Origin of the sequence: Mycobacterium sp. NBC_00419, assembly GCF_036023875.1 — a bacterium.
Classification (GTDB): Bacteria; Actinomycetota; Actinomycetes; order Mycobacteriales; family Mycobacteriaceae; genus Mycobacterium.
Map to the genome: position 1 here is coordinate 24,066 of NZ_CP107931.1, position 12,665 is coordinate 36,730.

15 protein-coding genes are annotated in these 12,665 nt (G+C 67.2%); 8 read left to right on the forward strand and 7 right to left on the reverse strand.

Annotation, left to right across the window (positions count from 1 at the left end; all coding sequences use genetic code 11):
* The first annotated feature begins 7 nt into the window (after positions 1-7).
* Positions 8-580 carry an HD domain-containing protein gene (locus OG976_RS00130; protein ID WP_328356209.1) on the forward strand — a complete coding sequence of 191 codons (573 nt, stop codon included), beginning with the start codon at positions 8-10 and terminating at the stop codon, positions 578-580.
* 20 nt (positions 581-600) lie between these two features.
* Here the strand turns inward: OG976_RS00130 and OG976_RS00135 are convergent, their stop codons facing one another.
* Positions 601-1,365: a cutinase family protein gene (locus tag OG976_RS00135; protein WP_328356212.1), complete on the reverse strand. Its 765-nt coding sequence runs from the start codon at positions 1,363-1,365 to the stop codon at positions 601-603.
* Positions 1,366-1,624: 259 nt separating this feature from the next.
* Here OG976_RS00135 and OG976_RS00140 point away from each other — a divergent pair, with 259 nt between their 5' ends.
* Entirely contained in the window at positions 1,625-2,452 is an 828-nt protein-coding gene (locus OG976_RS00140; RefSeq protein WP_328356215.1) for a C40 family peptidase, read from the forward strand.
* A 5-nt stretch (positions 2,453-2,457) separates the two neighbouring features.
* Here OG976_RS00140 and OG976_RS00145 read toward each other — a convergent pair whose 3' ends face one another.
* The 4 genes from OG976_RS00145 to OG976_RS00160 form a co-directional block, all read right to left on the reverse strand.
* Positions 2,458-3,798: a S1C family serine protease gene (locus OG976_RS00145; RefSeq protein ID WP_328356218.1), complete on the reverse strand. Its 1,341-nt coding sequence runs from the start codon at positions 3,796-3,798 to the stop codon at positions 2,458-2,460.
* Positions 3,799-4,054: 256 nt separating this feature from the next.
* On the reverse strand, positions 4,055-4,456 hold the full coding sequence (locus OG976_RS00150) for a Clp protease N-terminal domain-containing protein (protein WP_328356221.1): 402 nt from the start codon (positions 4,454-4,456) through the stop codon (positions 4,055-4,057).
* Between the two features lie 143 nt (positions 4,457-4,599).
* Positions 4,600-5,211 (reverse strand): TetR/AcrR family transcriptional regulator, encoded by a 612-nt coding sequence (locus OG976_RS00155; RefSeq protein WP_328356223.1) that lies wholly within the window; start codon positions 5,209-5,211, stop codon positions 4,600-4,602.
* 113 nt (positions 5,212-5,324) lie between these two features.
* Positions 5,325-6,587, reverse strand: coding sequence for a right-handed parallel beta-helix repeat-containing protein (locus OG976_RS00160; RefSeq protein WP_328356225.1), 1,263 nt, complete (start codon positions 6,585-6,587; stop codon positions 5,325-5,327).
* A 784-nt stretch (positions 6,588-7,371) separates the two neighbouring features.
* Here OG976_RS00160 and OG976_RS00165 point away from each other — a divergent pair.
* The gene (locus OG976_RS00165; RefSeq protein ID WP_442930400.1) at positions 7,372-8,013 is read left to right on the forward strand and encodes an FKBP-type peptidyl-prolyl cis-trans isomerase; all 642 of its coding nucleotides are present in this window, start codon (positions 7,372-7,374) and stop codon (positions 8,011-8,013) included.
* A gap of 64 nt (positions 8,014-8,077) precedes the next feature.
* Here the strand turns inward: OG976_RS00165 and OG976_RS00170 are convergent, their stop codons facing one another.
* Entirely contained in the window at positions 8,078-8,689 is a 612-nt protein-coding gene (locus OG976_RS00170) for a hypothetical protein (protein ID WP_328356229.1), read from the reverse strand.
* A 134-nt stretch (positions 8,690-8,823) separates the two neighbouring features.
* Here OG976_RS00170 and OG976_RS00175 point away from each other — a divergent pair, with 134 nt between their 5' ends.
* From OG976_RS00175 to OG976_RS00190, 4 genes are all read left to right on the forward strand, one after another.
* Entirely contained in the window at positions 8,824-9,738 is a 915-nt protein-coding gene (locus OG976_RS00175; protein WP_328356231.1) for an NAD(P)H-dependent flavin oxidoreductase, read from the forward strand.
* 10 nt (positions 9,739-9,748) lie between these two features.
* Positions 9,749-10,297, forward strand: coding sequence for an alpha/beta fold hydrolase (locus OG976_RS00180; protein WP_328356233.1), 549 nt, complete (start codon positions 9,749-9,751; stop codon positions 10,295-10,297).
* An 8-nt stretch (positions 10,298-10,305) separates the two neighbouring features.
* Positions 10,306-10,638: a hypothetical protein gene (locus OG976_RS00185; RefSeq protein WP_328356235.1), complete on the forward strand. Its 333-nt coding sequence runs from the start codon at positions 10,306-10,308 to the stop codon at positions 10,636-10,638.
* Between the two features lie 67 nt (positions 10,639-10,705).
* Entirely contained in the window at positions 10,706-11,503 is a 798-nt protein-coding gene (locus OG976_RS00190) for an SDR family NAD(P)-dependent oxidoreductase (protein WP_328356237.1), read from the forward strand.
* Between the two features lie 3 nt (positions 11,504-11,506).
* Here the strand turns inward: OG976_RS00190 and OG976_RS00195 are convergent, their stop codons facing one another.
* Positions 11,507-11,788 carry a hypothetical protein gene (locus OG976_RS00195; RefSeq protein ID WP_328356239.1) on the reverse strand — a complete coding sequence of 94 codons (282 nt, stop codon included), beginning with the start codon at positions 11,786-11,788 and terminating at the stop codon, positions 11,507-11,509.
* Positions 11,789-11,883: 95 nt separating this feature from the next.
* Here OG976_RS00195 and OG976_RS00200 point away from each other — a divergent pair, with 95 nt between their 5' ends.
* Positions 11,884-12,657 (forward strand): enoyl-CoA hydratase/isomerase family protein, encoded by a 774-nt coding sequence (locus OG976_RS00200; protein ID WP_328356241.1) that lies wholly within the window; start codon positions 11,884-11,886, stop codon positions 12,655-12,657.
* Positions 12,658-12,665 lie beyond the last annotated feature (8 nt).

The window sequence follows — 12,665 nt, forward strand, 5'->3', positions numbered from 1 at the left end:
GGGGGCCATGAGCACGCCAACCCGGGCTACCTACCGCACGATGGCCGAGGGCACTGCGGAAGACTACGCGCTCATCGACGCCGCGGAAGCGGCGAACAATGCCGGGCTCGTCGATCGAGTCCTGGCCCTGGTCGAAGCCCTCGCCGACGGCCAGCAGGCCTATCCGATCACCCGGTTGGAGCACTCGCTACAGTCGGCAACCCGCGCCTTCGACGACGGGCGACCCGTCGAGTACGTCGTCGCCGCGCTCCTGCACGACATCGGCGACACCTACGCGCCCCACGCTCACGGTGCCTTCGCATCGGCCGTCATCGCCCCCTACGTTTCCGAACGCATCGCGTGGATCGTCAAGGTGCATCCCGAGTTTCAGCAGTATTACTACGCCCCTCATATGGGTGGTGTCCGGGATGCCCGAGACAGGTACCGCGGCCACGCCTGGTTCGACGATTGCGTCGAGTTCTGCGAAAACTACGACCAGAACTGCTTCGACGCCGATTTCGAGCACCGGCCGCTGGAATTCTTCCGCCCGATGGTCGAGGAGGTCTTCGCCCGCGAGCCGTGGACTGCCAGCCCGGGGTGACGCCTTCCGGCCGTGTGTGGTCAGTTGCCGGGGTCCACCTCAGCGGCTGTCTGCACCACGGGTGCCGCCGCGACCGGGCCGCCGAGCTTGCCCGCCACGAAGTCGGCCGCCTGATCGGTCATTCCGTTGCTCTTGTAAGCGCTGTGCGCTGAGCGGTCCAGACCGCCCGGGTAGCACACCGGATCACCCGCAGCGCACAGCTGGATCGTCTTGCCGGCGTACAGGTCACCGATGCTGATCGGCGGCGCACTGCGGTCAGCCAGCCCGAGGAACCAGTCGTCCGGCGTGCCGAACAGGGCCACGGCGGCAACGTGCGAGGCGACCGACGCCGGCATCGGGCCGGAGATGCCGGCCGGCAGTGCGTATCCGGCCGGCACAGTGCTCGCCGTCGTGTATCCGGCGACCGCGGCCCCCTGGGAGTAGCCGCCCAGCACGATCTTGGTCGACGGGCATTCGGTGCTGATCGCCTGGATCTTGTTGGTGGCGTCGGCGACGCCGTCGACGGCCTGCCCGAAGTTCAGCGACGCCGGGTAGTTCACCCCGTACGCCTGGACCGTTCGTCCCGGCAACCGTGCGCTCAGCGCGTCGACGAAGGACTGGCCGGTGGCACCAACCCCGGGAGCCTCGAACGTTCCGCGGGCGAAGACCACCTCGACAGCGGCGCACGAGTCGTCGGCGGCGTTGGCAGTGGCCGCGGGCCCGGCGACAACCGCGGCCGTGGCCAGAGCGGTGAAGATGGCGGCCTGCGCGGCCTTGGCTGTGCCGGTCAGCAATGATGCCTTCATCAGATGTCCCCGTCCTTGGGTCTGCTCTGCCATCGCTTCTGTTCAGAGGTGGCACTGCCTGCTACAAGTCCGATGCCTGAGCTGGGATTCCGCCGTTGTCAAGTGATCTATCTCACCGGAGAAAAGACCGCTCTCGGGGATGGTCGAACGGCTGTGAAGCGTTGCCCGCGGCTCCCCCGCCTCAGACGATTCCGCACCGGCCGGCAACCGCGCCCGCCTAGGATCGCGGGATTGCACCGCTGAAAATGATGAGGCTGTGGTGATCTCTCGAACGCGCTCACTCCTGGTGATGCTGCTGACCCTGTTGTTGGCATCGGCGGCCCTGGCCGTTGGTGGCTCCGGGCTCGGCAACGCCGAACCAGGTGCAGGTGGCTATCCGTTTTCGTGCAGCTGGGATTCGCTGACATCTGACTTCGCCGGGCGCGACCAGCTGCCGCAGTCCCCCGTGGCTGCCGACCAGTGGTACACCACCACGGCCGACGGGCGCTACAAGAACAGTGGATGGGGACCCGCGGCCAACACCTTGCCGCCGCCGGTCATCCCCCAGGACTCCGGCTGTGACCCCACCACCTGGAAGCAGGAGCGGGTACTCGCGGTCGCGATGCGCTACATCAACACCCCCGACAACCCGCTGGGTCTGCAATACCGCCACCACCACATTCCGGGCTGGGACCCACCGACGTCGACGTATTCCGGTGACGCCGAAGAGAATCCGGACAGCGACGCTTCATCCGGCACCACCGCATGGGATGCCGGGCGTGGGCTGGACTGCTCGAATTTCACCGCCTGGGTGTACAACTACGGCTTGGGCATCAAGTTCGGTGGTGACGTCCGCAAGCAGTTCGCCGGCAGCGCAGGCCCGATGGGCAGCCGTATCCCCGGCGAAGGACCGTTCCAGCTCGGAGACCTGATCTTTCTGCATCCCAACGGAAACCCAAGCGCGGCTTCCCATGTCGTGATCTACATCGACGACCAACACATCATCGACAGCCGCGTCAACGCCCAGAACGTCCCCGGGGTCCAGATCCGTAACCGGTCAGGTTGGTACCGGGAGGCCGTTCTGGGCGCCTGGCGACCCATCGGGTGACGTGGTCAGGACTGCTGCTGCTGGCCCAAGGTGACCTGCGCGGTGCGCGACGAACCCGACGGGTCGTCGTAGGTCAGGGCGACGGTATCGCCCGGCGCCTTGGAGCCGATCGCCGCGACGAGCGCCTCGGGGCCGTCGATCACCTGGTCGTCGACCTTGGTGACCACCGAGCCCTTTTCGAGGCCGGCCTGCGCGGCGGCGCTGCCCTGGACCACTCCGGCGATCGCTGCGCCGTGCCCGCTGTCGTCGGAGCTGAGCTTCACGCCCAGCGAGGCGCGCTGCACGGTCCCGGTCGAGACCAGTTCGTCGGCGATCCGCTTGGCCTGATCCACCGGGATCGCGAAGCCCAAACCGATCGAACCCGCCTGCGCCCCAGGCGAATCCTGGCCACCGCCCATGGAGGCGATCGCGGAGTTCACTCCGATCAGGTTGCCGCTCATGTCGACCAGCGCCCCGCCGGAGTTACCCGGATTGATCGCCGCGTCGGTCTGGATCGCGCTCATCACCGAATGCTGGCCGGTCTGTTCGTCGCCGGTGGCCACCGGCCGGTTCAGCGCGCTGATGATCCCGGTGGTCACCGTGCCCTGAAGGCCCAGCGGTGAACCGATCGCCACCACGTTCTGGCCGACCTTCAGGTCCTTCGAGGAGCCGATGCTGACCGGGGTGAGGTTGTCCAGACCCTGGACGCGCACCACCGCGATGTCATCGGCCGGGTCGGTGCCCACGACGGCAAAGGGCGCGGTACGGCCGTCCGACAGCGTGACCGTGGCCTGCGCTCGACCTCCGTCGCCCGCTGCGGCGACGACATGGTTGTTGGTCAGGATCAGCCCGTCGGAACTGAGGATGATGCCCGAACCTTCTTCGCGGGCCTGACCACTGTCGATCTGGATCTTCACCACACTGGGCAGTACCTTGGCCGAGACCTCTTCGACCGACCCGGGCGCGCTGACCGCGGCAGGCTGGCCCTGGGCCGCCGGCGCGGGCTGGTGGACGGCGACCGGCGCAGGCTCGGTGGCATTGGGTACCGAGTGGCTGGAATTGCCGACGACGGCTGCGGTAGCTGCGGCCCCGACGGCCATGGCGACGACCGCTGTCCCGGCGACCAGGACGGCAGCGCCCACTCCCCTTCTTTGCCCGGACGCTGCACGCCTAACCTGCGGATGGGCATTGTCGCGCGCCTCGCGGCGTGGTCCATACGGCTGGTGATATGCCGGTCCGGATTGGGTGTATCCGGGGTTCGGGTACCCGCTGGTCTGCCACGGTTCCGAGTTGAATTGCTGGGCATATTCTTTGGCCTGCGCGAACTGATCGTTGCCCTGCGGTTGATATGTGTAGCGGTCACTCATTGCGTGCGTTCTGCTTCCTCGAGACACGGAGTACATACGCCGAATCGGCGCTCCTGCCTAGGATGACGGGAACGACTGAGCCTTTGCTGAGAGTGAGTTCGGTTCCGTCGAAGACTTTTTCGGCTCCGGTGCGCACCGGACCGAGTTGATCGGGCACGTGCCAAGTGTCAAAAGTGGTTGTCCAGCTGGTGGATTGCGTGATGGCCGCACGCTCAGGGGTGGCCACTGAGCCTGAAATCGGCCGGCGATGCTGTGGTTACAGTTCGATCTCGGTGTGCGCCAGTTGGTCGACGAACTCGAGTTGGCCCAGATCCGACAAAACCTGTCGGGCCAGCAGTCCGTGACTGCGGGTCAGGGCCAACCAGAGGTGATCGGGTTCGGTAGCCGCCGCTCCGGCTTCCTGTGCCCGCTGGGACGCGGTAACGATCAGCGATCGGGCATGCGGGCTGAAGGGTAGGTGCACGAACCGCGGTGATGCCCGCTGACGGACCCCCGAGACCTGCTCGATGCGCTCCCGGATCGCCGCAGGGCTAACCCCTCGTTGTTCGAGCCCCACGGTGATCCGGTGCGACGCATCAGCGATGAGCCCGAGGAGTAGATGCGCCGATCCCACGAAGTTGCTGGCATACGAGTACGCCTCGTCATGTGCTGTCCGCACGGCCGCCCGTGCCGGCTCCCCCAGGGTTGCGAGGGCGCGCGCGAGATGCTCGGCACTAATGTGACCGTCTGGAGGAGGCACGCTAATCATGATTTGCTGATACTACAATACGGACGTATTGTAGGTTTGCTGAATCAGCGCGGCTACTCCGGTGGACGCCTAATCTGGCCCCGCTCCAGCAGAGCATCGACCGAATCCCCCCACCGCCGAAGCTGGGTGAGGTTGGTGAGCGGTTCGGGCAGGTGGCGGTCGATGTGCTTGCGCATGATGACCGCACCCATCGTGAGAACGATGGGGTTGAGCGCAGCCCAGACCAAATCGAGATTTTCTGCTGTGGCACCGATCTCGTCGAGCTGACGCCAGTGCGCCATCACTATCGACGCGGTCGCATCGAAGAACGCTGCCCCGGCAGGGGCACCCTCGACGAGCAGGCGCGCCAGGTAGTCGACGGCGGTCAGCCGCTCGGAGAGCAGGAAAATCACCCGTCTGCCGAGTTCGAGCACGGCTTCGGTGGGATCGGAGGGAAGCGGTTGCGACATGGCGGCCCCGATCACCGACAGGGCCTGCGCGTCCACCGCCGCGATCAGCTTGTCCTTGGAACCGAAGTGATGCTGAACCAATCCCACCGACACGCCAGCCGCGTTGGCGACCATCTGCAGGGTCGCGCCCGCGGCGCCGTGTTCAGCGAACACATCGAGTGCCGCCTCCACGATTCGCTCCTGCTTCGACGGTGCGAAGCTTTCTTCCGCGGCCACCTGTTTTCCTGCCCTCTGTCGTAGTGGCGGTTGTGTCACCCATGAAGATAGGTGGTGATACGACCAAACCACCCGTCGACGCCACGACAGCGTTTATGACGGACTACAGAGAGTTATACGACAGTGAGGGCCTTTCCGTTCAGGGTCCACCCGGATACCGAGTAGCTGCCGGCCGGAACGTTCCACAGTCCGAGCGACCAAAGGCTGGTGTTCTTGAGCGCGATGTTGGCCAGGCGGATGCCGCTGACGGTGCCCGCATCGACGATGATCCCGGCGTTCCGGCCGGCTGTGGTCGGCGTGCTGGCGATCGTCAGTCCGGAGATGGTGACGTTGCTGATGCTGGCTCCGGTGTTACCCGAGTAGATCAATACCGCACCGTGGATCACGCTCGTGCTGGTGTTGGCGCCGGTGACCGTGCCGCCGGTGATGGTGACGTTGCTGACCGAACTGGTGTAGTAGGGCGCGCCTTCGGTGGCGATGTAGATGCCGGCCGCAGACGTCGCGGACACCGCGATGTTGTTGACGGTGATGTTGTAGCCGCCGACCACCGACAGTCCACGACCCCAGGTGGTTCCGGCTACTGTCGACGAGTTGATCACGATGTCGTGGGACGGCGTCGGGTCGTCGCCGTAGGAGACCACCGCGATGCCGTCGTCACCGGTCAGCTTGGTGGTGACGTTGGTGAGTTGGCCGAACGACGAGCCGTTGGTGATATGGACGCCGTCAGCACGAGTGTTCTGCACCGTGACGTTGGACAGCTTGAAACCGCTTGCGCCGTAGACGAACACGCCGGCGGCCGCCGAACCGGTGATGGTGACATTGCTGACCGTGGCGTTGTCGCCCTGGATATTGAGGCTGTTCTGATTGGGTGCTGAGTAGCGGGTACCGGTCAACGCAGCACTGAGGTTCAGATTGGTGAGCGTGACTCCGTCACCAAGGATCGACAGTGAGGACGTGGCGTCGTTGGTCGCCTGCAGCGTCGCACCGTTGCCGTTGATGGTCACATTGGAGGCGTTGATCGTCAGCACACCGCTGTGCTTGTAGGTGGTCCCGGCGTTCAAGGTCAGGGTCTGACCGGACTTCAGATTGTCGAAGAGTGCCTGCAGCGACGCGGTGCTGTCAGTCGAGGCGGCGCTCGGTGTGGTCGGCTTGCCCGATCCGCCGGTGCTGCGCCGCGTCGGTGCTGACGCGGCGGCAGCGGTTTTCGTCGATGTCGTCGCTGCGGCTGATGCGGCGGCAGCCGGGGCTGCCGGGGTTGCCGAGCCCACGGCGGCGACCAGACCGATGGCCTGGACAGCCGGTGAGGTTCCGGTAGTCGTGGCCGCTGACGCCTCCTGAGTAGCCGGCGGCGACGAAACCGCCGACGGCACAGTCACAATGCGGGTCGTTTGCGCCGACACCGGAAGGGCCTGTATCAGCGAGCGGCGGGTTGCCTTCGGCAGGCCCGCGGCTGCTTGCGCGGTCGACCCACTCGCACTGCGAGCCGATGCCGCCGACGCACTCGTCGCGGAGTCGGACCCTCCACTGTCTCCGGAGGAGGCTGAGTGGCCAGCGGATCGGCCACTGTCCGCGTGAGCCACGCCGCACCCGGTTGCCAGCAGTGCGCTGGCGCCCAGAGCGAGGATGCCTGCCGCCAATGCGGCATAGAGCTCGGTGGGACGGGGGATGCCTTGTCTTGCAAGGGGTGTGCGCACTTTCGTGCCGACCGCAATGACCGATCCTGAGTTCCCCATTGTGCGTCCCCTACTGTGCGGTTATTTCTACCGGCAAACGCTAACGGGCGAAACTTAACTCAGTGATGTTCCGGCTGCAGCACGAATTGGTGAAAATTTTTCCGAACGGCAGACGTCAGGTCCTGCAACGCATTGCGCGCCCGAAGGCGTTACTCGTCAAGTGATTTCGTGGTGGCCGCCCGGCCTCGGCCTGTCGGCGGCTTGGCAAATATTGTCGGCTGCGTTAAGCCAATTATTTGCTTGATCCGCAATTTCTGAACAAATGCGCAGTACATGATCCGAGTAGCCCATCGCGGTGCCATTCGCTGTCGCTGCAAGCGCTTGCATAAAGCGAATGTGATTAACGGTCCGAGCCGGGCGCTGAAATCGCGACGTCCGCGCCGCCCGGGCGGTCGCGCAGGTCCCGGATGGCTGTACCGTGGCGGCCGTGAACATTTCTCGTTGGTCCTCCTCTGCAGCGCTCGTCGTGTGCGCCGCCGCAGTCGCCACGACGCTGACCGCCTGCGGGTCGGACACCAAGGCGTCGTCGACATCGTCGACGGCGTCGAGCACGTCTTCGGTCGCCGATGCGCTCTCCTCCGCGGTCCCTCAAGCACCGCCGGTCGCCGCCGGCGGGTGCCCGACGGTTGCCCCGGGAAATGTCGCGGACCCCCAGTGGACGCTCTCGGGCTCCACCGGGAGCGTCGCGGTGAGCGGGTCCACCGACACGACGGCGCCCTATATCAAGGTGGGCGCACCGTTCAGCGTGTCGGAAACCCAGGTCCACACCCTCAAGGCGGGCGACGGGCCCGTCGTGGCACCGACCGCGACGGTCTCGGTCTGCTACATGGGCGTCAATGGACGTGACGGTTCGGTGTTCGACAGTGCCTACGAACGCGGCGAGCCTGCCGACTTCCCCCTCGATGGCGTCGTCAAGGGATTCCAGAAGGCCATCGCCGGCCAGAAGGTGGGTTCCACGGTTGCGGTCGCAATGACGTCGGCCGACGGCTACCCCGATGGTGAGCCGCGGGCCGGGATCGAGCCGGGTGACACCCTGATCTTCGCGATCAAGATCCTCAGCGCGTCCTAGTCCAGGGCACGGATGAAATGCGCTGCGGCACTGACATTCTCAGTGCCCCAGCGCCGGGCCGCCGCTACTGGGCCGGCACAGCTACCGCGGTCGTCGCCGGGGCGGCCCCGGGTGGGGGTGCGAACTCGTACCCGGGTGGCGGCGGGCCGCTCGTCGAGTAATAGCCCGGCGGAAGTGCCGGACGTCCCGCCGCGGATCCGCCGCCCTGATTGGCGCTCGCGGGCGTCTCAGAACCCGGTGCGTTGATCGACACGTATCCGGGTGGCAGCGCCGGCGCCGGCCCGGCCCCGGGCGGCGGGGCCACCGAACCGCCCGCGCCCATCACTTCGTCGGGCGCGTAGTACGGGTTCTGGGCTTGGTGCCACAGGTCCTTGAGACTGCCGAGAACTCCCCCACCCGAGCCGTAGGTCGGGTTCGCGATCTCGGGAACCTCCTGACGGAAGACGGGAGCCGGTGGGGCAGCCGGATCGCCCGCGGCGACCGCGGGCTGGTTCGGTGTCATCGACGACCCGTCACCGGGCACCGGGGCCGGCGGCGGAGCCTCGGCGACGGTGGTCACCGGCGCAGGAGCTGGATCCGCGGGCTCGGCGACGGCCGGCACTGACGCGGCCAGGGCCGCGGCCGCGACGGCGACGCCTGCCAGGGCGAATGTGACTGTGCGCTGCCGATCGGTCATGTATCCGGCGGTCCTCTCTGTTGCGCTCGCCGGCACTGCTGTCGGGCACGAAATCAGCGAACTCTAACGGCATCGTCGCATACATCGGCACAGCTGTTACGCCCTGCAGGGGTGGCCCTGTGCTGAGATGATGCGTGGCCAACCGGATCCAAAGCTTGCTGGGCGTGACCTACCCCGTCGTCCAGGCGCCGATGACCTACATCGCCCGGGCAGCGCTGGCGGCGGCGGTGTCGCAGGCCGGTGGCCTCGGGATGATCGAGACACTCACCGAGGAAGGTCGCGCTGACCTGCTGAAGGTCCGCACCCTGACCGACCGTCCGGTGGCCGCCAACCTGATGATCCAGGGCTGGAAGCGGGATCCGTCGATCGTCGACGTGCTGGCCCGGGCCGAGGTGCGGCACGTCTTCACCTCGGCGGGTGACCCGGGCTTGTTCACAGCCCGTCTGCACGACGCCGGCATGACGGTGGTCCACGTGGTCGGCTCGCTGGCCGGTGCCCGCAAGGCCGTCGACGTCGGCGTGGACGCCCTGGTGGTCGAAGGCGTCGAAGGCGGCGGCTTCAAATCCGCGCTCGCGGCCTCCACGATGGTGCTGCTTCCACTCGTGGCCGAGCATGTCGACCTGCCCATCATCGCGGCGGGCGGTATCTGTGACGCCCGGTCGGCCGCCGCGGCGGTCGTGCTCGGTGCCGAGGGTGTCCAGATGGGTACCCGGATGCTGGCCAGCCGCGAATCGGCGGTGCACGTCAACTTCAAGGAGGCGATCGTGGCCGCCGACGACGCCGGCACCGTGCTGCTCGACATCCCGGGCAATCCGACGATGCGCGTGCTGCGCACCGGGCTGGCCCGGCGCGCCGCCGAGCACACCGGGACTCCCCTGCTCGGCGGGATCGCCGACCTCTACTTCGGCGGTGACATGGAGGCCAGCGTCGCCAACACCGGCCAGGTGTCCTCCCGTATCGGCGGGATCGAGCCGGTCGCCGACATCATCCGCAGCACCTGGGAGGGTGTGCAGACAGTGCTGGCGGCCGCATCTGGACGCCTGGGGTAACGGCGGCATCGTGGGCGGCAAGGTCGGCTATTCGACGAAGTCGGTGCGCTCGACGGACGGCACGACGATCGGCTTCCGCCAGCTGGGCCACGGACCCGCGGTCGTGATCCTGCACGGCGGTGGGCTGGCCTCCCAGCACTACATGAAACTCGGCGCCGCACTGTCCGACCGATTCACCGTCTGTATCCCCGATCGGCGCGGCCGCGGCATGAGCGGTCCCTACGGACCGGACTACAGCATCGAGCGTGAGGACGAGGACCTCGCCGCGGTGGTCGCCGAAACCGGCGCCGAATGCGTCTTCGGGGCCGCCAACGGTGGATTGTTCGCCCTGCACGGCGCGGTGTCGATCCCGCAGATCCGCAAGGCGGCGGTCTTCGAACCGGTCGTGTTCGTCGGGCAGCCCGGCATCGACGAGTTCACAGCGACCATTGCGCGCGGTGCCGCCCTGGTGGCCACGGGTGATATCGCCACAGCGGTATCGAAGCTTGCCGGGATGCGGGCAACGACCCACGGACACAATCGGTTTCGGCGGTCTATCGGCTTCTCGGCCGGCTCCTGACCACGCCGGTGGTCTGTCGCGCCCTGCTGGCACTCGATGCGCTCGCGGCGCGAGGTGACGCCGTCGCGCTGCGCGACTTGGTGCCCGCGCTGATCCCCGAACTCCACGTGGTCGCGGCAACCGAGGGCACGATCGACGTCTACCGCGAGGTCGCGGCGCAATGCCTGCTGATGTGCGGTGCCGGTGCGCCGCCGCTGTTCACCGGCACCCGCGATGCCCTCCTGGACGTGCTGCCGCATGCGACCTCGGTCGAGCTGCCCGCCATCAACCACGGCGCTGCCCAGGATCAGGGTGGAAGCCCGACCGTGATCGCCGGCCAACTGAGACAGTTCTTCGCCTGAACTCGGGAGTTCTGGCATCTTGATCGGCGGGCCCACCACTCCCCTCGGCCCGCGGAAAGGAATTGCGTTGAGCGCAGCGAACGGTCTCCAGGGCAAGGGAATTCTCGTCACAGGTGCCGCCTCGGGCATCGGGTTGGCGACAGTGCAGCGGCTACTGGCCGCCGGTGCGACCGTGGTGGGCATCGACCTGGCCGCCGACGGGCCCGCCGGCCTGAGCGCCTACCGGCAGGCCGACATCCTCGACGCTGACGCGGTCGCAGCCGCTGTCGCCGACGTCGTCGCGGCCGCCGGCCGACTCGACGGCGTAGTGCACTCGGCGGGGATAGCCGGCGGCGGACCCGTGCACCTGCTGCCTGACGAGGAATGGGACCGGGTGCTCGGGGTCAATCTCAAGGGCACCTTCGTGGTCAACCGGGCGGCGCTGAATCAGATGACCCAGCAGGACCGGGCTGACGATGAGCGCGGCTCGATCGTCAACCTGTCCAGCATCGAAGGCCTGGAAGGCACCGCGGGTGGCAGTTCCTACAACGCGGCCAAGGGCGGCGTGGTGCTGCTGACCAAGAACATCGCGATCGACTACGGCCCCAGCGGGATTCGCGCCAACGCCATCTGCCCGGGCTTCATCCAGACCCCACTGCTCGAATCGGTGATCGGCCTGCCGGGCCTCGAGCACTCCCGTGAAGGTCTGCGCCACGAGCACAAGCTGCGACGCTTCGGCCGGGCCGACGAAGTCGCCGCGGTAGCGGCCTTCCTGCTGTCGCCCGATGCCAGCTTCGTCAGTGGTCAGGCGATCGCCGTCGACGGCGGCTACACCGCCGGCCGCGACCACCACGTCACCGAGATGATGGGCCTCGGCGAGCAGTAGAGCTCAGTTGCAGGGCGCGTCACCGGGGGTGTAGTACGGCACGCCCTGCGGGGTGTAGCACGGCGGCTGGCCCGCAGCTGCCTGTGCCGCAGCGTCGTCGGCGGTCGCGGCGCCTGCCACCGCCGCCCCCGTTGCGACGTCACCGGCGACATCGGTGCAACCACCGACGCTGACATGCCGGCCGCCGACATCCCCGCACACGTCGGCCTGCGCGGCCGGTGCGACCACCAACGGTGCCGCGGCCACTGCCACGGCTGCCAACAACGCTGCCCACATCTTGGTCATGCCGATGTCCTCCCTACTCAACCGATTCACGTCATTATCGCCGCGGCTCGCCCACGTCAGGGTGGAATCCTAGGGTTCATCACTACAGTTCAGCCATGCCCCTGGTCACGTACGAATGCGACGACCACGTCGCCACGATCACCCTCAATCGCCCCGAGGCGCGCAACGCGATCAACGGCGCGCTGCGACAGGACCTCAACGCCGCGTGGGACCGGTTCCGCGACGACGAGGATGCCTGGGTGGGGATTCTGACCGCCAACGGCGATGTGTTCTGCGCCGGTGGCGATCTCAAAGACGGTGAAGGTTCGGTCGGGACCTTCGGCGGCACCTTCTGGGAGAAGCCCACGATCAACTCGTTCGAAAGTGGCATGGAGCTCTTCAAGCCGACGATCGCCGCCGTCCACGGACCGTGCGTCGGGTACGGCCTGACCGGAGTGTTGTTCTGCGACTTCGTGATTGCGAGCACCGAGGCATCGTTCTCGTACCCCGAGGTGCGCCTGGGTGTACCCACCATCGTCGGTGCCATCCGGCTTCCCACCCGGGTCGGCTGGGCCAATGCCATGGAGTTGCTGCTGACCGGACAGGCTGTCGGGGCCCAGCGCGCCAAGGAGATTGGTCTGGTGTGGAAGCTGGTGGAGCCCGCTGATCTGCTCACCGAAGCACGGTCGTGGGCCAGGGTGCTCACCCAGGCCGCCCCCTTGGCGCAGCGCGCCACCAAGGAAGTGGCGTGGCGGACCGCGGACATGGGCTGGATCGAGTCGGTCCGCTTCGGGGAGGTCATGCGCAAGGTCGCCGGGGCCACCGAGGACGTCAGCGAAGGTATCCGGGCGTGGCAGGACAAGCGGGCACCACGGTGGAAGGGCCGCTGAACGGCAAG

Excerpts from the sequence above, each read along its gene's own strand:
- OG976_RS00130 (WP_328356209.1), top strand. The coding sequence starts at position 8 with ATGAGCACGCCAACCCGGGCTACCTACCGCACGATGGCCGAGGGCACT.
- OG976_RS00135 (WP_328356212.1), bottom strand. The coding sequence starts at position 1,365 with ATGAAGGCATCATTGCTGACCGGCACAGCCAAGGCCGCGCAGGCCGCC.
- OG976_RS00145 (WP_328356218.1), bottom strand. The coding sequence starts at position 3,798 with ATGAGTGACCGCTACACATATCAACCGCAGGGCAACGATCAGTTCGCG.
- OG976_RS00170 (WP_328356229.1), bottom strand. The coding sequence starts at position 8,689 with ATGACCGATCGGCAGCGCACAGTCACATTCGCCCTGGCAGGCGTCGCC.
- OG976_RS00195 (WP_328356239.1), bottom strand. The coding sequence starts at position 11,788 with ATGACCAAGATGTGGGCAGCGTTGTTGGCAGCCGTGGCAGTGGCCGCG.
- OG976_RS00200 (WP_328356241.1), top strand. The coding sequence starts at position 11,884 with ATGCCCCTGGTCACGTACGAATGCGACGACCACGTCGCCACGATCACC.